This is a genomic window from Bacillus sp. LR_5, from assembly GCF_042709275.1.
Genome location: NZ_JAVAXX010000130.1, coordinates 1 through 17,151 on the forward strand (window position 1 = coordinate 1; position 17,151 = coordinate 17,151).

22 protein-coding genes and 3 pseudogenes are annotated in these 17,151 nt (G+C 43.4%); 7 read left to right on the forward strand and 18 right to left on the reverse strand.

The window, feature by feature from the left end; translation table 11 throughout:
- Positions 1-37 precede the first annotated feature (37 nt).
- Positions 38-172 (forward strand): YqzM family protein, encoded by a 135-nt coding sequence (locus RAC86_RS22015; RefSeq protein ID WP_003229983.1) that lies wholly within the window; start codon positions 38-40, stop codon positions 170-172.
- Positions 173-212: 40 nt separating this feature from the next.
- Here the strand turns inward: RAC86_RS22015 and RAC86_RS22020 are convergent, their stop codons facing one another.
- From RAC86_RS22020 to RAC86_RS22030, 3 genes are all read right to left on the reverse strand, one after another.
- A complete protein-coding gene (locus RAC86_RS22020) occupies positions 213-2,543 on the reverse strand; it encodes a DNA internalization-related competence protein ComEC/Rec2 (RefSeq protein WP_072566572.1) in 2,331 nt (776 codons plus the stop codon).
- A gap of 3 nt (positions 2,544-2,546) precedes the next feature.
- Complete coding sequence (locus tag RAC86_RS22025; RefSeq protein ID WP_014114472.1) at positions 2,547-3,116, reverse strand: ComE operon protein 2; 570 nt, start codon at positions 3,114-3,116, stop codon at positions 2,547-2,549.
- A gap of 66 nt (positions 3,117-3,182) precedes the next feature.
- Positions 3,183-3,800, reverse strand: coding sequence for a helix-hairpin-helix domain-containing protein (locus RAC86_RS22030; protein ID WP_072566573.1), 618 nt, complete (start codon positions 3,798-3,800; stop codon positions 3,183-3,185).
- 83 nt (positions 3,801-3,883) lie between these two features.
- Between RAC86_RS22030 and comER the strand changes: the two genes are divergently transcribed.
- Positions 3,884-4,705, forward strand: coding sequence for a late competence protein ComER (gene comER, locus RAC86_RS22035; RefSeq protein WP_014114474.1), 822 nt, complete (start codon positions 3,884-3,886; stop codon positions 4,703-4,705).
- A gap of 65 nt (positions 4,706-4,770) precedes the next feature.
- Here the strand turns inward: comER and RAC86_RS22040 are convergent, their stop codons facing one another.
- The 8 genes from RAC86_RS22040 to RAC86_RS22075 are packed head-to-tail and all read right to left on the reverse strand — an operon-like array spanning position 4,771 to position 9,783.
- The gene (locus RAC86_RS22040; RefSeq protein WP_072183540.1) at positions 4,771-5,514 is read right to left on the reverse strand and encodes a class I SAM-dependent DNA methyltransferase; all 744 of its coding nucleotides are present in this window, start codon (positions 5,512-5,514) and stop codon (positions 4,771-4,773) included.
- Positions 5,511-5,867 carry a ribosome silencing factor gene (rsfS, locus tag RAC86_RS22045; RefSeq protein ID WP_003237112.1) on the reverse strand — a complete coding sequence of 119 codons (357 nt, stop codon included), beginning with the start codon at positions 5,865-5,867 and terminating at the stop codon, positions 5,511-5,513. The genes RAC86_RS22040 and rsfS overlap by 4 nt, the downstream gene beginning before the upstream one ends.
- 17 nt (positions 5,868-5,884) lie before the next feature.
- The gene (gene yqeK, locus RAC86_RS22050) at positions 5,885-6,445 is read right to left on the reverse strand and encodes a bis(5'-nucleosyl)-tetraphosphatase (symmetrical) YqeK (protein ID WP_072566574.1); all 561 of its coding nucleotides are present in this window, start codon (positions 6,443-6,445) and stop codon (positions 5,885-5,887) included.
- Positions 6,435-7,004 (reverse strand): nicotinate-nucleotide adenylyltransferase, encoded by a 570-nt coding sequence (locus tag RAC86_RS22055; protein ID WP_014114477.1) that lies wholly within the window; start codon positions 7,002-7,004, stop codon positions 6,435-6,437. The genes yqeK and RAC86_RS22055 overlap by 11 nt, the downstream gene beginning before the upstream one ends.
- A gap of 11 nt (positions 7,005-7,015) precedes the next feature.
- Positions 7,016-7,306, reverse strand: a complete 291-nt coding sequence (gene yhbY / locus RAC86_RS22060) for a ribosome assembly RNA-binding protein YhbY (protein ID WP_003226133.1) — start codon at positions 7,304-7,306, stop codon at positions 7,016-7,018.
- On the reverse strand, positions 7,300-8,142 hold the full coding sequence (aroE, locus tag RAC86_RS22065; protein WP_072566575.1) for a shikimate dehydrogenase: 843 nt from the start codon (positions 8,140-8,142) through the stop codon (positions 7,300-7,302). The genes yhbY and aroE overlap by 7 nt, the downstream gene beginning before the upstream one ends.
- A gap of 18 nt (positions 8,143-8,160) precedes the next feature.
- A complete protein-coding gene (gene yqeH, locus RAC86_RS22070; RefSeq protein WP_014114480.1) occupies positions 8,161-9,261 on the reverse strand; it encodes a ribosome biogenesis GTPase YqeH in 1,101 nt (366 codons plus the stop codon).
- Between the two features lie 3 nt (positions 9,262-9,264).
- Positions 9,265-9,783 carry a YqeG family HAD IIIA-type phosphatase gene (locus RAC86_RS22075; protein ID WP_003226126.1) on the reverse strand — a complete coding sequence of 173 codons (519 nt, stop codon included), beginning with the start codon at positions 9,781-9,783 and terminating at the stop codon, positions 9,265-9,267.
- 360 nt (positions 9,784-10,143) lie between these two features.
- On the opposite strand from RAC86_RS22075, the gene sda reads away from it, so the two are divergent.
- Positions 10,144-10,284, forward strand: a complete 141-nt coding sequence (gene sda / locus RAC86_RS22080) for a sporulation histidine kinase inhibitor Sda (protein WP_003226124.1) — start codon at positions 10,144-10,146, stop codon at positions 10,282-10,284.
- A gap of 305 nt (positions 10,285-10,589) precedes the next feature.
- Here sda and RAC86_RS22085 read toward each other — a convergent pair whose 3' ends face one another.
- Positions 10,590-11,321 (reverse strand): SGNH/GDSL hydrolase family protein, encoded by a 732-nt coding sequence (locus tag RAC86_RS22085; RefSeq protein ID WP_014114481.1) that lies wholly within the window; start codon positions 11,319-11,321, stop codon positions 10,590-10,592.
- Between the two features lie 251 nt (positions 11,322-11,572).
- Positions 11,573-12,325, reverse strand: a complete 753-nt coding sequence (locus RAC86_RS22090) for a peptidoglycan recognition protein family protein (RefSeq protein WP_014114482.1) — start codon at positions 12,323-12,325, stop codon at positions 11,573-11,575.
- A 194-nt stretch (positions 12,326-12,519) separates the two neighbouring features.
- Between RAC86_RS22090 and RAC86_RS22095 the strand changes: the two genes are divergently transcribed.
- Complete coding sequence (locus tag RAC86_RS22095) at positions 12,520-13,146, forward strand: TVP38/TMEM64 family protein (protein ID WP_014114483.1); 627 nt, start codon at positions 12,520-12,522, stop codon at positions 13,144-13,146.
- Between the two features lie 17 nt (positions 13,147-13,163).
- On the opposite strand, the gene gnd is transcribed toward RAC86_RS22095, so the two are convergent.
- Complete coding sequence (gnd, locus tag RAC86_RS22100; RefSeq protein ID WP_072566577.1) at positions 13,164-14,057, reverse strand: phosphogluconate dehydrogenase (NAD(+)-dependent, decarboxylating); 894 nt, start codon at positions 14,055-14,057, stop codon at positions 13,164-13,166.
- Positions 14,058-14,381: 324 nt separating this feature from the next.
- Between gnd and RAC86_RS22105 the strand changes: the two genes are divergently transcribed.
- Positions 14,382-15,098, forward strand: a complete 717-nt coding sequence (locus tag RAC86_RS22105; protein WP_072566578.1) for a YqeB family protein — start codon at positions 14,382-14,384, stop codon at positions 15,096-15,098.
- 32 nt (positions 15,099-15,130) lie between these two features.
- On the opposite strand, the gene nucB is transcribed toward RAC86_RS22105, so the two are convergent.
- Complete coding sequence (nucB, locus tag RAC86_RS22110; protein ID WP_014114486.1) at positions 15,131-15,541, reverse strand: sporulation-specific Dnase NucB; 411 nt, start codon at positions 15,539-15,541, stop codon at positions 15,131-15,133.
- Positions 15,542-15,736: 195 nt separating this feature from the next.
- On the opposite strand from nucB, the gene sigK reads away from it, so the two are divergent.
- Positions 15,737-16,465 (forward strand): RNA polymerase sporulation sigma factor SigK, encoded by a 729-nt coding sequence (gene sigK / locus RAC86_RS22115; RefSeq protein WP_013308023.1) that lies wholly within the window; start codon positions 15,737-15,739, stop codon positions 16,463-16,465.
- A 75-nt stretch (positions 16,466-16,540) separates the two neighbouring features.
- A pseudogene (locus RAC86_RS22120) lies at positions 16,541-16,622 on the forward strand (hypothetical protein); the annotation flags it as partial.
- Here the strand turns inward: RAC86_RS22120 and RAC86_RS22125 are convergent.
- The 3 genes and pseudogenes from RAC86_RS22125 to RAC86_RS22135 form a co-directional block, all read right to left on the reverse strand.
- Positions 16,588-16,785 (reverse strand): annotated as a pseudogene (locus tag RAC86_RS22125) (recombinase family protein); the annotation flags it as partial. The pseudogenes RAC86_RS22120 and RAC86_RS22125 sit on opposite strands and share 35 nt — an antisense overlap.
- Positions 16,716-16,921, reverse strand: a pseudogene (locus RAC86_RS22130) (hypothetical protein). The pseudogenes RAC86_RS22130 and RAC86_RS22125, both read right to left, overlap by 70 nt.
- 25 nt (positions 16,922-16,946) lie before the next feature.
- Positions 16,947-17,151: hypothetical protein (locus tag RAC86_RS22135; protein ID WP_377886025.1), on the reverse strand; the 205-nt coding region annotated here is incomplete at its 5' end.

Here is a 17,151-nt window from a genome sequence, read left to right on the forward strand (position 1 = left end):
GATTCCATTATACTTAAATCAGTCAGGAGGGATAAAGTTGAATGATTTTGAAAAAAACGTTCAAAGCAAACGAAATGATGCTGTAGATTCAGCTGTTGGTTTTGTTGTGTCCTTCGGATTTTTCGCCTTCTTGTTTGTTATGGCAACGGTTATTCACCTGGTTGGTTCATAACAGCGACTGCCCGGGCTGCTGATTTCTCAGCAGTCTTTTTTTAGTTCGTCTCTGTTATATCTGATGTATCATATGGAGGATAGACAGAAAAGGTTCCAACTCTGTTTTTATATCTATATTGGATTGTTCCGTTTTGATCGGTGCGGAGCACGCGGATGGAATGTCTCTGTAATATTTGCAGAACTTCTTGATGGGGATGATGGTACCGATTGTTTGCCCCCGCCGAGATAATGGCCGTTTTCGGCTGAAGCTGTTTGATGAATTCTTCACCGGTAGAGCCTTTGCTTCCATGGTGCCCCACCTTTAATACGTCCGCTTTTATATTCGGAAACACGTTCATTACCTCCTGTTCCCCTTCTTTCTCCAGATCCCCCGTCAAGATCCAGCTCATACCGCCCGTTTTCATCCACAGAACAAGAGAAGAATTATTTTTGCTTGCCGGATCAGGTGTTTCCGGTGACAGTACATGGAACTGCAAATCCTTTATTTGCAATACATCGCCTCGCTTCACCTCTTCAATTGGGACTCCCTCCTCTCTGGCAGCCTGCAGCACTTTTTCGTCTTTAGGTTCCGACACGAACCCTTTCGGAATCACGAGGCGTTTCACTTTATGATGCTTCAGCAGAGTCTCCGCCTCTCCAATATGATCTTGGTCAGCATGCGTCAGAATTAAAGCATCAAGCTGGTTAATTCCCTTAGCAGTTAAAAACGGAATCAGCACCTTTTCTCCCAGTGAAAACGGGTGCTGTTTTTGCCGCCAAGGCTCTGACAAGTAAGACAAAGTGCCGCCAGTATCAATTAAGACATGGCCCCGCTGATGCGGAGCACCTACATACATGCTGTCACCCTGTCCAATATCAATCATATCGACCTCTCCTTCAGAACTAAGACGAGGATAAATAAAGAGAAGACTGAGCACAGCGCAGCACATGCCGCCAGTTACCATCAGCTGCGAAAAGGAGCGTTTTTCAATCGCCATAAGCAATAGGATGATCGTGACCGTGAACAAAAAGAGCAGAGCAGGTGCGGGACGTGCAATGATGATCGTGAATACATCAATCTCTGCAATTTTTGTGATGAGCTTGTTGGTCCAGCTCATCAAGAAATCAAACCAGCTGAAAAACAATCGACCGGCCGAAGCGGAAAGGCTTAATAGAAAAACACCTGCTACAGCCCCCGGCAAAACACAGAAGGTATAAAAAGGAACCAGCACCATGTTCATCGGTATGCTGATCATGGAAAACTGCTGGAAATGATACAGGAGAACAGGAAGTGAGCCCAGCTGAGCGATCATCGATACCATTGCCAGCTGACCTAAGAAGGTTTTGACTTGCTGAAAAATAGAAGAGGATAGTATTAAAGAAAAACTGACGGCGAACGACAGCTGAAAACCGGCTTCGAAGAGATGGTAAGGATTGAAGAGCAAGAGGACGATATATGAAAGGCAGATTGCACCGGCTGAATGTACACGCCATTTCACGAGACTTCCAGCCAAGTAAATGCCCGACATCAGAGCGGCGCGAAGCACTGAAGGAGCAGCGCCCGTCAACATCACATAGAGCGGCAGAAATAACAGCAACATGATTGCCGCCTTTTCTCTTGTTATCCCAATACGGATCATGATATAAAACAAGCCGGCTGTCAAAATGCCGATGTGGAGTCCTGAAATCGCCAAGAGATGGACGACACCAAGCTTTTGATACGCGTTAAGCACTTCGTCCTCCACATAAAATCTGTCACCGACTGTAAGTGCTTGTACGATTCCTGCCGAATTAGGAGGCAACAGGTCGTTTGTGAATGATATAATGTATTTTCTCAAACTGAGCAGCCTATACCTAAAGTTTGCAGGTTCGCTGCAATTTTGGATCGATGTGACAGAATAGTTCCAGTGAATATGCTGTCGGTAAAGATATTCGTTATAATCAAATGTACCCGGCACTGTTGAATGTTTCGGTTCTTCCAATGAACCAGTTAATTCACATGCCATTCCTGGTTCTATGTATGAAAGCCGATCTTTTTCATCAGCAGACTGAATACGATACGATGCGGCCCATTTTTCACCATCAGGCGTCTTAACGACCATAGACATACGGTCACCATCAATTTTAGGAATACTGTCAATCACTGCCTTGAATTGATAGGTGCCCCGCTGATATAAAGAGACATTCTGGGAATCTGTCACTGCATACAGTGCAAAAAACAATATAAAAGAGAAGAAACAAACAAAAATGAGAAAAGCGTGTCTCGTTTTGATTAAAACGATGAGAAGAAAGAGGAGGAAGAGAAAAACAACGGAGAAATAAGCGGCGGCAGTAATTCCAGCCGTTGCCGAAGCTGCCGCCAAAGGCAATACCAAACGCGAATTACGCATTAATCACACGTAGCTCGTGAAAAGTCTATTAGCCTGTTCATGTATCTTTTTCAAATCTTCCTCTGCTAGACCGGCATCCGCTAGTTTCTCTAAAAGACCCGCTACAAATGAAAGCTTTTCTCTGTTTTTCAGATCAACGATCATTTCATCGAGTTCAACCTGTTCAACAGTTACACCCGCCTGTTCAAATAATTCCTGTGCATAAGGATTTGTTTTGTAATCCTCAGCATAATAAACCGTTTTGATACCAGCTTGAATGATAGATTTGCAGCATTGAATGCATGGATAATGCGTTACATAAATCTCCGCTCCATCAGTCGGCACTCCGAACTTAGAGCATTGAAGAATTGCATTCATTTCCGCATGAATCGTTCTTGCGCAATGATCATCTATCATGAGGCATCCTTCGTCTGCACAATGCACACCGCCCGCGATTGACCCGTTATAGCCTCCAGCAATCATACGTTTATCTCTGACTATAGTAGCGCCGACAGACAATCTCGGGCAGGTGCTGCGCAGCGCCAGTAAATGGCTTTGAGCCATAAAGTATTGATTCCATGAAATTCTTTCCACGTTGTTCCCTCCAAATGTTGTGTTGCCTGACCTTTAGTTTACCTATCAATATGCATGACCGTCAAATCACTTTACTGTAATGGAAGACTTTATTTTCTCAAACGACTTTTCACCGATTCCTGAAACCTTCGTGATATCTTCAATTTTCTGGTAACGCCCATTTTCTTCCCGGTATGCAATAATAGCTTCAGCTTTGGATGGCCCCACCCCTGAGATGCCTTGTAATTCCTCTAATGTTGCTGTATTGATGTTTACCAGCGCCCCCTTCCCTCCATCGCTTTGGATGGCGCCTCCGACTCCTTGATGCACCGCTGTCTCCTCACCCTTTTTCGGGATGTACACCACTGTCCCGTCCTGCAGCAGCTCCGCCAAATTCACTTGCATTTCGTCTGCTTGTTCACTGGTCCCGCCGGCTTTCTCAATCGCCTGAGATAATCTGTCCCCTGTTCGCATTTCATAAACACCAGGATGCTTAACAGCACCTTTGATGTCAATCACAATCGTTTCGTTTGACTCGTCTTTGAATGCTTCCTGCTTTACCTCCGTATTTTCTGTCTCAGTTGATACAGTCTGCTTCATCGGCTCTTTGTTTTTCCCACTGGCCAGGAAGAAAATAACCGCTATGAAAACAGCCGCAGAAGCCGCTAAAATAATTGCTTTCTTATGCTGGTTCAACCAATTCATCGTGCATGTTCCCCACTTTCGTCATATTTTATTTTGGTAACACATATGGTTTAGAGGATAATAGCTAAAAGGAGGGGAAACCATTGAAGATAGGCTTTATCGGCACAGGAAATATGGGTACGATCCTTATAGAATCATTTATTGAATCAAAAGCAGCCGATCCCTCAAACATGACAATCACAAACCGCACAATTGAAAAAGCGTTGCACATAAAAAACCGCTACAACAGCATAAACGTAACAGAAAGTCTGGAAAAGCTTGTATCTGAGAACGAGATGATTTTTATTTGTGTTAAGCCGCTTGATATATACCCTTTACTTGCAAGAGCGTTACCTTATTTGAGAAAGGATCATATTCTCATTTCAATTACAAGCCCAGTTCAAACCGAACAGCTCGAACAGTATGTGCCATGTCAAGTAGCGCGAGTGATCCCAAGTATTACGAACAGGGCGCTGGCAGGCGTTTCTCTCGTCACTTTCGGCACAAGCTGCGGAGAATCTGCAAAAGCGAAAATCAATGAGCTGATGAAGCATATCTCTCATCCGCTGCAAATTGAAAGTGACATCACGAGGGTGGCATCAGATATCGTAAGCTGTGGTCCCGCTTTTATGAGCTATCTGATTCAGCGGTTTATAGATGCAGCCGTTTCTGAAACGTCAGTGTCCAAACAGGACGCCATTCTGATGTGTAAGGAAATGCTTGTCGGAATGGGGAAACTGTTAGAAACCGAATTGTATACCCTGCCTGCATTACAGGAAAAGGTTTGCGTTAAAGGCGGAGTGACCGGAGAAGGCATTAAAGCGCTGGAAAGCGGTGTGCAGGATATGTTTCACCGGGTATTTCAAAATACTCATTTGAAGTACGAGGAGGATATATCCGCAGTGAAGAAGCAGTTTCATGTGTAGACGAGTATGTCATACGTTTGTCTGTACTGCAAAAGCATAAAAAAGCATTTTAAAAAACCATCGTCTCAGGAAACGATGGTTTTTGATTTCTGCGCCTTGAAAAATAGGCGTTCTGATTGTGCTGATGGCTCTGAATCCGTAAAATCAGCTGTCACGCGATGAAGCTGAAAGCCGCAGCTCTTCAGCATTTCTTCGTATTCATCCACTGGGAATGTTCTTTGCTCGTGCGTCTCATCAAAGCGGTCATACGCTTCTCCGTTCCACACAAAAAACGACATGTCATGAATGACAGACAGCTCTTCACTTCCGGCAAAGCTCTGCCAAATATAGCTGATATCTTCGTCCTGGTCAGCAAATGTGCTATCCGGAAAGACTTCGGCCATTTTATAAGATGAATGAACATCAAACAGCAAAATGCCTTCGGGCTTCAACACCCGAAATACACTTTTAAAGGTTTCGATTACATCATTTTTCGTTTTTAAATAATTTAACGAGTCACAGCATATCGCAACAGCGTCAAACTGGCCGTCAAAGCCGGTAATCTCTCTCATATCCTGCTGCAGAAAAAGAATAGGCTGGTTACTAGAGACCTTTTGCTGGGCATAGGAAAGCATTTCTTCACTGAGGTCGATCCCCGTGACCTCGAAGCCTTTTTCGGCAAGCCGGATTGAGATTTCTCCCGTGCCGCATGCCAAATCGAGGATACGTCCTTTTTCCGGGAGAGATGCTTCAACCCACTTTGTCCATTGATCGTAAGGTGCGTGTGACATTAACTCGTCATACACGCTTGCAAAGCCTTGGTAAATCATTGGTTCATTCCAAGCTCAAGATCTGCGAGCGGAGCGTCTCCCCACAGCTTTTCAAGGTTGTAGTAGCTTCTTTCGTCCTTGTGGAAGACATGGACAATCACATCGCCAAGGTCAACGAGCACCCATCTTGCTTCATCGAAGCCTTCCATCTTTTTGACTTGAATGCCGTTTTCTTCAGCCTGATCCTTGATTTCACGGGCGATCGCCTGCACCTGTTTATCTGAATTCCCGTGGCAGATCAGAAAATAATCAGCAACCAGAGAAATGCCTTCCATATCCAGTGCTAAAATATCCTCTGCCCGTTTATCATCGCAAGCCGCAGCTGCGATCTTTAAAATGGACTTTTGATTCATTCACAAATTCCTCCTGTTCAGTTGCCAGACACAAGCCAGTTATATGTTGAAAATGTATCTGGAAAAACCGGTTGATTTTTTTTCATAAGAAACATCATGGTATTTTTGATGGATTGAATCAGCGCTTGATTCAAATCTGTCTCAGCAAGCTTACGCACCTCATCGACCCCAGGAAATGCCCGATTGGGCTCAATGTAATCGGCAACGTAAATGACTTTTTCTAAAAGTGTCATGCCAGGCCGCCCAGAGGTATGATACCTGATGGCGTCAAGAATGTCTTCATCTTGAACCCCCGCTTCTCTTTGGACCAAATAAGCGCCGACCGGAGCGTGCCACAGCTCCGGATTATAATCCAATAAATGCGAAGGCATTTTTTCACGCGCAATAATTTGTTTCAGCTCTTCTTTCGGACGGAATTTGGCGTAATCATGAAAAATAGCCGCTGTTTCCGCTTTTTTAGGATCGGCTCCAAAACGCTCCGAAAGTTCGATCGCCGTGTTCATCACGCCAATCGTGTGGATATATCGGTGTTCGGTCAATTGCTGCTTAACGCATGCAAGTGCCTCCTCACGATTCATATAAACCATTCTCCTCTACATACTTCTTCACTTTATCAGGGATTAAGTAGTCAGTGGGCTTCTTGCTTTTAAACCGTTCCCTTATCATAGTTGATGATACCTCAAATTCCGGAACGTCTGCAAAGAGAAGCGGATAAGGGGTTTCAATATGAAAACCGGGGCGCTTTACTCCAATAAATTGAATGAGGTTCAGCAGCTCGTCCAGCTTATACCATTTCGGCAAATATTCAATCATATCAGCACCGATAATAAAGAACAGCTGATCATTCGGATAACGCTGCTTCAGTAAAGTAACGGTATCAAAGGTATATGAAGGCCCTTCTCTTTCCATTTCAGCCAGCTCCAGCTTAAAGGACGGATTAGACTGAATCGCAAGCTTCAGCATTTCCACGCGATGAAAGCTGTCCGTATAGTCTTCGTCCTGTTTATGCGGCGGAATTTGATTAGGCATAAACCAAATTTCATCAAGCCCCGCTTGATACAGCACCTCATTGGCCATTAAGAGGTGACCGTTATGCGGAGGATCAAACGTGCCTCCGAAAATTCCGATTTTCTTCATTTCAACCACCTTTAAGGAAGCTCGATTTGTTTATTTTCCTTTGATTCTTTATATAACACAATCGTATTGCCGATTGTCTGCACCAATTGAGAGCGGCTTCCTTTTACCAGGGCTTCCGCTACATCGTTTTTATCCTCTTCGCAATTCTGAAGAACACTGACTTTAATCAGCTCTCTCGCTTCAAGCGCCTCAGCAATTTGCTTAATCATGTTGTCGTTTACTCCGCCTTTACCTACTTGAAAAATCGGCGTTAAATGATGCGCTTTTGAACGCAAAAAACGTTTTTGTTTACCTGTTAACATTCTGTTCCTCCTAATTTTCCTATGACAATTGATCTCATTTTTTCAATATCAGGCTCTTGTCCAGTCCACAGCTGGAAAGACAATGCTGCCTGTTCAACAAACATGCCCACTCCATCGAGTGTTTTCAGGCCTTTTTGGTGTGCTTCTTTTAAAAGAGCCGTCTGAATTGGATTATACACGATATCACATACGACGGCACTGCTTGCAGCACGCTGTAATGAAATCGGCACATCGTCCACGTTCGGATACATGCCCACAGACGTTGTATGGATAATTACATCATACTGCTCAAGCCGTTCTTCTGCTTCTTTTATGCTTAACACTTCTTTATTGTGAAACGAGGGAGTGGATTCTGTAAGCTGCTTTGCTTTTTCCAACGTCCGGTTGCAAATGTCAAACTTTTTCGGGACATTGCGGGCAATTGTTGTAAAGATGGCTCTTGCCGCCCCGCCCGCGCCGATCATTAAGAATGACAGTTCAGAGATGGGCTTGTCCAATACCTTCATTAATGACTTCACAAAGCCTTCCCCGTCGGTATTGTATCCAACAAGCTTGTCTCCCTCTCTTCTGACCGTGTTTACGGCACCGATCACTTTTGCACTATCATCAATAAGATCCAGATAATCCATAATGGAAACCTTATGCGGAACAGTGACATTGATTCCATGTACGCCGAGTGCTCTTATTCCTTTTACCGCATCTTCCAGATCATCCTCTTCTACTTTGAAGGCATGGTAATGTCCGTCTAGACTGAGATCTTTCAATGATGCGTTATGAATATCAGGTGACATGGAATGGCCAATCGGATTTCCGATAACCCCGTACAGCTTTTTCATACTCCTCTCCCCTTTTCATTAAATTAATGAGCGCCGAACAAATACGTGAACGCCTTTTGGCGCGTAAGCAGTTACTTTTTTATCGGCGTCATGCACTGTTACCCAGCCTAACCCTGAGAAAACGATATCTGTCTTTGTGTCTTTTATCGTAAACGTATGGGCGACCAATTCCGGAAACTCATCCATTTCATCTTTTCCCGGAGGTGTGAGCAATTCCCCTGCATGCTTTTCATAAAGTGCATCTGCATTTTCCAGTTTTGTTCTATGAATCATCAGCTCATTCGGCATATAGCAAATAAAAGGAGACCTTTCCCCTGACACATAATCAAACCTTGCAAGTCCGCCGAAATACAGTGTTTGCTGATCATTAAGCTGGAATGTGCGAGGTTTCAGCTCCTTTTTAGGAGATAGTATTTTCAGGTCCTTTTTATTGACATAATGCGCCATTTGATGGTGGTTGATAATTCCCGGTGTATCATAAAGCGCTGAGCCGTCGTCCAGCGGGATTTCAATTGCATCAAGGGTTGTGCCAGGAAATTGGGATGTCGTAATAATATCTTCTTCACCTGATACTTCTTTAATAACCCGGTTAATAAAGGTTGACTTCCCTACATTGGTACATCCGACAACATAGACGTCTTTGCCGTTTCGATAATGCTCAATCGCATCAATTACTTCTCTGATCCCCTGACCGCGTCCCGCACTGACCAAAAACACGTCAACCGGTTTTAAGCCAAGCTCTTTCGCCTCACGCTTCATCCACTGGATCAGACGCTCCCTTTTCAAAGACTTAGGCAAAATATCCGCTTTATTGCCAACCAATAAGATAGGGTTTCCACCCACTAAGCGTTGCAGCCCATTGATCCAGCTGCCGTTAAAATCAAAAATATCAACAATTTTAACAACAAGAGAATCCGTTTCCCCAATACCGTGAAGAATGTTTAAGAAATCATCATCCGTTAAGGAAACATCTTGTATTTCATTATAGTTTTTCAGTCTGAAGCAGCGCTGGCAAATCACATTTTCTTTCGTAAGCGATGCAGGCGGCGCGTATCCCAGACCTGTTTTGTCCTCGGTTTGGATTGTAACTCCGCAGCCGATACAAACAACCTTATCCATTTCTTACTCCTCCCACTGAATGTGCCCTTTTCGTTTGAGAGCACTCAGTATTCTGCGTTCGACCTGGCGGTTAAAGCGCGTAATGAATCCGTCAGAAGAAGCGACAGGCACGACCAAAATTGTATGGTAGCCATTTCGGTTTCCTCCGAGTACATCAGTCAGCAGCTGGTCTCCGATGACAACGCAGTCCTCTTTTTTCAGCTCCATATTGCGCACCGCTCTGTTAAAGGCTTTGCCCATCGGTTTTCTTGCTTTATAAATGAATGGGATTCCAAGCGGTTCTGAGAAAAGTTTTACTCTTCTCTCATTATTATTAGAGACAATTGTCACTTTAATGCCGTGCTCCTTCATTTCTTCAAACCACTCGATCAAACGCGGCGTCGCGTTCGGTCTGTCCCACTCAACAAGCGTATTATCCAGGTCAGTAATAATTCCTTTTACATTTCGTTCCTTTAATTTCTCAGGTGTAATATGAAAAATATTTTTTACAAACTCGTCAGGTAAAAAAAACTTTTTTAACAAAACCCGCACCCTTCCCTTTTCTTTCTCTCAAAATGATTGTCGAAAAAAATCGAACTTGCGCCTAAAGAAAAACTGAGCAAAAAAATTTCGACAAAAATTGGGTTTCTTCACCAGGTGTGGATAAAATTACACACACTATCCACTCTTATTACATCACTCTTTAGACAAATTATAAACACGATACTCACAAGTTATCCACTTTCTGGTGTGGATAACAGAACGATTGTTCTTATATGCAATTCATGGTAGATTAAAGATAACTTCAGCCACAGATGAACGCAACTTATCAATGTATGCGTTAAAATCATGAATGATTCCAACTTTTAAGGAGGTGTCTCTCCCATTAATTGGGTTCCTAGCATGAGAAAACTGTCTGATGAATTACTAATAGAATCTTATTTCAAAGCCACCGAAATGAATTTAAACCGTGACTTTATCGAGTTAATTGAAAACGAAATAAAAAGAAGATCGCTCGGACATATTATTTCCGTATCTTCTTAATAGGAACTTGTCTATTTTTTCCGGGCGTATTTCCTTTTTTTACTCAGATGACTGATATTATATCACTTCGGTTACGGGCTTTACTACTGTTTTCAGTAAAAAACACCCCTAAAAAGAGGTGTTTTAAAGAGCTGGTTACTATGCTAACCAATATATGCCGCCCACAACCAGGAGAACAACAACTAAAACAACGATAAAAGCGTATCCATATGCTCTGCCTGCGCCATACATGTGAAGCGCCTCCTTAAATAAGGTTTATAACAGCCTATGTAGGAGAAATAAAACGGCTTAGGCCGTTGTCCGGCTCAGTACTTCAAAACCTGTCCATCTTGTATTCCTTCATATACAATCCTTGCCCCTTTAGGTGTCATATGATTGCCTGAAGGATCTATCAGACCGGATTGGATAAGCGCTTCATCAGTTGCTTTTCCGCCGTCTGCTTCTATAAAATGCTTCCAGTTGTCTACAAGAGGGACATCCAGGCGCTTCGACACATCTCTTGTAATATCGTTGTATGAGTTGTGCCATTTCCTCGCCCCGCCTTTCGGTTCAAAAGAAGCTGCTTTATATCTCGAATAGTAAAACAGATGATGCTTCCCGTTTCCTTCAATAATTGGGATACATGTCATTAGGATGGGCTTGATCCCGTGTTTTCTGCTTTCTTTAATAAAATAAACCAGATTTTCTCTAAAACGCTGCTTCGACACTCGCGGTTTCCCCTCAGTCAGTATCGCGGCATCATTCGTGCCGAACATAATAAACAAATGCTTCGGTTTTTGATCCAGAACATCTGTCTGAAACCGCAGACGGGCATCCTCTGTCGTCTGTCCGCCGATTCCCGCATTGAGTATATCAAGCTTTCCGCGCTCAGCCGTTTTTAATATATTGACCCACTGTTGTGCTTTTGGATAATCGCGATAATCCCAATTAGAGCCTCGCGTATTGCTGTCACCAAATGCTACAACGTCTTCATATCCCCTTCCTTCGCATCCTGCTGTAACAAACAGCAGAAGAAAAAGGATAAAAAAATGCTTCATCTTTACACCCCCAAAAGCCTTACCTTAATGTTATACCTCTGTTTCCCTTCATTCAACGAAGAGTTTTTTTCGTTATCACTGTTTTTTCCTATTGTTAACGTGTCCCCCTCAATGAAAATCATTCTTTTAATGCGGCATATCAGGTGATTCTTTTCAAATTCCCTTCTCCTCAATCGAAAAAACACGCAATTAATAGGAAAGAAAATAACCTGAATCCACACTGGAAACAGGCTATCCCTTAAGTCCCACATTCACTTTAACTTCGATTTGAGCTTGGCCTTCGTTTTTGGTCCATAGATACCGTCTGCCGTTAATCCGTTCATGAGCTGAAAACGCTTGACGGCATTCGCTGTTTTCGGTCCATAAACCCCGTCTATTCCATTATTTTTGGCGCCCTTATCAGGATAAAAATGAAGCGCGGCTAAAGCCTTTTGCAGCTGCAGGACGTTCGTGCCCTTTCGATAAGGCGAAGTGAGTTTGATAACCCCTGACGGCAGCGGATATGTTGGAGATGACTCCTTTGGAGGTGTATTGAAGGAAGAAATTCCGTTTATAAAAGAACTCCACTGATCCAAGAGTTTTCGCGGACATTCTTTCCCGGACCATTTTTTATGGGGAACGACATGTTTCAGCGGAATATTGTTTTCCTTCATTAGTTTTCGGATCAGCCACTGGGCATTTGCTGTTGCTTTTTCAAAATCGCCGTCAGCATTTTCGCAGATTTCAATTCCAATCGATTTGCGGTTCCCTGTCCCATTTGTGCCGTCACCCGCATGCCAGCCGTTTTCATCTATCGGGAGATGCTGATAAATGACTGAATCGTCAACTGTATAATGCCAGCTTTCAGATGTGCTTGGATTTTTCACATAATTGGCATGCATTTTCGCATCCGCGCCTTTTGCGGTATTCGCTGTATTATGCACCGTAATGTAAGCTGGTGTCATCGCATAGCCAGGACGATTATCGTTCGATGCCGGTATAAAATCCTTTTTTATCGTGACCATTTCTATCCCTCCCTACTATTAAGAAATGCAGAAAACAGAAAGTTGGACAGCCTATTTTACAAGATACAAAAGAATTGTGTTCCCAATCCATACACGGTTTTCAGTTGAACCGCTGAAATGACACCAGTTATACTAATCCTAGATGACGGAGATTTTGGCTCCTGACATCACCTTAGTTGGGAGTGACCATAGAAATGTTAAAAAAGATACTAGGTATCATCGTGATGATTACTATCATTGCAGTCGGTTTTTTTCAGAAAGAAGCTTGGCTTGATGCAATCAAAGCAGGAGGGCTGTTTTCTGTTTTATTCAGTATGCTGCTGATTGCCGCTGATGTCTTTTTTCCAATTGTGCCGTTTGCTTTGGTTGCCGCTTTAAATGGCGCTGTGTTCGGAATGGCCAATGGGATTTGGATTACATTAACTGGATCAATGCTTGGTACAATGATGCTGTTTTTTTTCGCCAGGTACAGCTTTAGAGATTGGGCCAGAAAAAAAGTTCAGGCCTATCCTGCCATCCAAAGCTACGAGGCTTCCTTCCACAAAAATGCTTTTGCCGCTGTTTTACTAGGAAGACTCATTCCGGTTATTCCTTCTCTTGTCATGAACGTAATATGCGGACTGAGTCAGGTTCGCTGGCATGTTTTTTTCTTCGCGTCTTTCATAGGAAAAATCCCGAATATTATCGTTGTCACTATTGCAGGCGCTCATTTTACCAGCAATAAATTACTGTCTTTCAGTATTTACGGAGCCTACATTCTGATCATGATGCTGATCATTTATAAAAAGTTCCCTCATCTGCTGAAAGTGCAAAAAAAATAAGGAGGCCTGTTCGCCCCTTACTTTTTCTCTGTCGCATGGCCTCCGAATTCATTTCGAAGCGCAGCGACAACCTTTCCTGTAAACGTATCGTTTGTTAAAGAACGGTATCTCATCAGCAGCGACATAGCGATCACCGGAGTTGCCGTCTGCAGATCAAGCGCGGTTTCCACCGTCCATTTCCCTTCACCTGAGGAATGCATAATGCCTTTGATCTGATCCAGCTTCGCATCTTTAGCGAACGCTCGCTCAGTCAGCCCCATGAGCCAAGAGCGAATGACAGAGCCATGATTCCACACTCTCGCAACCTTTTCGTAGTCAAAATCAAATTGGCTGTTTTCAAGCACTTCGAATCCTTCACCGATCGCCGCCATTATTCCGTACTCAATGCCATTATGGATCATCTTTAAGAAATGTCCGCTTCCCGCTTCACCTGCGTATAGATATCCGTTTTCGACAGCAGTATCCCGAAACAACGGCTCTACAATCTCCCATGCTTCGGGGTCACCTCCCACCATAAAACAGGCTCCATGGCGCGCACCTTCCATTCCGCCCGACGTTCCGGCATCGAGATAATGAATACCCGCTTCTTTCATTTGATTGTAGCGGCGAATCGATTCTTTATAATGAGAGTTTCCGGCTTCAATGACAATATCGCCTTTGCTTAATAAAGGTGTCACATCACGCAAAACAGCATCGACAACGCCATGCGGCACCATAACCCATAGTATACGCGGCGTGTCTAATGAAGAAATCAACTCTTTTAGATTCGTTGTCCCCTCAGCCCCATATGCTTTCAGTTCATCAACAGCCGCTTGGTTTACATCATACCCGACCGCTTGATGATTGCGGTCTATGAATTGCTTTCCTATGTTTATGCCCATTTTCCCTAAGCCGATTAATCCGATTTTCATGTCTGTTCCTCCTGGTTGTCTAAAAAGCCTTTACTCTTTATGTTCCCTTTGAAATGTATTGTGATACGCAAAAAACAAAAGGCTTACAGGATTTTACTGCGCCTTCCTCCATTTTAATTTGCGTTATTCAGCATCAGATTTTTTTCCGGAGCGCTTTATCGATTTTACTTGCACGACTGCAAAATCAGGTGCATTTCTTATGTTTTTGTTCCCCCATTACCGACTCTCCTTTTATAACAAAAACCATCAGTTTATCCTTGATTTACCACCAATTTAAGTTAAAATATGGGAAGAGAATTCGATTTTTTCAGTAAAGAAGGTGACATGTTGCGCGATCAATCTCACACTCTCATTGGAGTTACGAAAACCACTGCATACTTTTTATACGCCGTACTTGCAATCATCGGACTTACAATCGAGTATTTTATCCCGCAATTTGCGAAATGGGCATTATCCCTCCCGTGGATTCCTTTTGAAGGACCGCTCCGGCTGGTCACCTCTTTTCAGGCAGCTGCATTTATTACTGCCCTGCTCGGAATGTCTGCGGGGATTTGGTTCGCTCACTCTGTTATTGCAATGCTGTTGTCTGTAAAGATAACAGATGACACAGTGGAATTAACCAAAGGAAAGAAAGTACAGACGATTCGTTCCGACGACATCGCTCTTGTGTTTATCGATCACAAACGGCTTGTCCTCTTAGGAACAGCCGGATATGAATTAGTACGGGAAGAAATTGATGAAAAACCAGTAAACGTCGAGAAGGCCTTTAGACAGCATCATTACGAATGGTCAACAGATGGTGATCCGTTTAAAGATCAATTTCGCCGGTGGATACCTGATGCACCAGACCTCTCGCCAGGCGCCCATGCTTTATTGAAAGCTCGTCACCATGCACTGAAAGACGAGGAAACAGACGATGTTGAAGAATTCCGTCTCGAACTGGCACAGCTGGGTATCGTTGTTCGAGACGAAGGAACACGCCAGTATTGGCGAAAAGCACAAACCTATCCTCCGAACATTCAGCATCGCGAAGGAACGTAACAACAGAGGCTCAAGAAAGAGCCTCTTCTTGATTACTGCACAATAAAGAGCACTCTGGTGCCGTCAGGATAACCGCTCATTTGATTCCCTACCCACGAGCCGGCCCCGCGATTATCAGAAGGCGTGACATATCGGACATCAGCTCCTGCGCCGCCTTCCTCACAAACCGCCATCGGCCACTCATCCCGATCATAGCCCGGCTTCGTCGGAATTCCTTTTAATGATTCCTGCCGCCTTTTGTCCGCTCCATCCCTGTCGATAGTGCAAATATCAGAATGACCATCTGCAATCGCATCTTTAATATGATCCCCCGTTTCCGGATAACGAGACAGCGGAAAATACAACACTTTGTCATACAAAGAAGCGCCTTGGATCTGTTGCGGAACCATTAAACAAAGAAGAACTGCTGCAGCAAGAAACAGGCCTGCCATCCATTTTTTCATTCTCATCCCCCCATACATTTGTTCATTTCAATGTATGGGCGCTTGATAAAGATTATTTTTAAAATTTGAAATTCATATGCTGCTTACAAAAGCCAAGCTCCCCTGCGAGAAATTTCCCGGTACAGACACAGACAGCCTCCCGCTCACATACATTTACATATAGGCTTTTGCCTACATACTTTTGTGGAGGTGACGATGGTGACAGGTGTTTTCGCAGCGCTCGGCTTTGTTGTTAAAGAGCTTGTCTTTTTAGTATCTTACGTGAAAAACAATGCCTTTCCACAACCGCTCTCAAGCAGCGAGGAAAAAAAATACTTAGAGCTCATGGCTAAAGGGGATGAACATGCCAGAAACATGCTGATTGAGCATAATCTTCGCTTGGTCGCCCATATTGTGAAAAAGTTCGAAAATACAGGTGAGGATGCAGAGGACTTAATCTCCATCGGAACAATCGGGCTGATCAAAGGAATTGAAAGCTATTCCGCCGGAAAAGGGACAAAGCTGGCGACGTATGCCGCGCGGTGTATTGAAAATGAAATCCTCATGCATTTGCGCGCATTGAAAAAAACAAAAAAAGACGTTTCCCTTCATGATCCGATCGGGCAGGATAAGGAAGGGAATGAAATAAGCCTGATTGACGTTTTGAAATCAGAAAACGAAGACGTGATAGATACGATCCAACTCAATATGGAGCTTGAAAAAGTGAAACAATACATTGACATTTTAGATGACCGTGAGAAAGAAGTGATTGTCGGGCGGTTTGGGCTTGATTTGAAGAAGGAAAAAACGCAGCGTGAGATTGCCAAAGAACTCGGTATCTCGCGCAGCTATGTATCACGGATTGAAAAGCGGGCGCTGATGAAGATGTTTCATGAGTTTTACCGGGCGGAGAAGGAAAAGCGGAAGAAAGCGAAGGGGAAATGATTTGGGGAGGCCGGGTTTAACATTCCGGCTTTTCTCTATTTCATTAAAGTTTCTTTTAAAAGAATTAGAGAAAGAATATATGAAAGAGTTATAAAAATCATTTTTTGTCATCGCTGATAAGCTCTCCGAGAAAGACGGTCAGGATCGTAACAAATGACTTGACTTATAAGTCCTTTGCTGGCATCCTCCCTCAAGCGATTCAAAGCCGGACGTTCTAAAAGCTCGCCAGTAAATCCTTCATCGGCATACTTCAACACATCCTTAGTCCCTGCTTTCTTGATACAGGCCTCGATCTGACTGTCGATGCTCGATCCCTTGATCGCTTGTTCCTCGGTCGATACCCTTACATATATTGCTATCACCCTGGATCTCCTTCCTATAAAGTTTTATTAAATAATGATAGCAATCGTTAATGCATTTGTCAGCTTGCGGTCCCTCGATGATTATCACCTTCATAAAATGCATCACCCCTTGGGTAATGCTATGTAATAACTGTTTGTCCTAATGAGGTGTTTTTCAATGAGTATGAAAGCAAATAAAAAAACCGATGGTTTGAATCATCGTTTTTTTTCTGACATATACCACGCCCACTTTCTCTTTTTGTAATTTTAGAAAATATATCAGATACCAAACTACAAATACTATAGTAATTAAGTAAGTTAAAATAATAATAAGATTCATCTAAT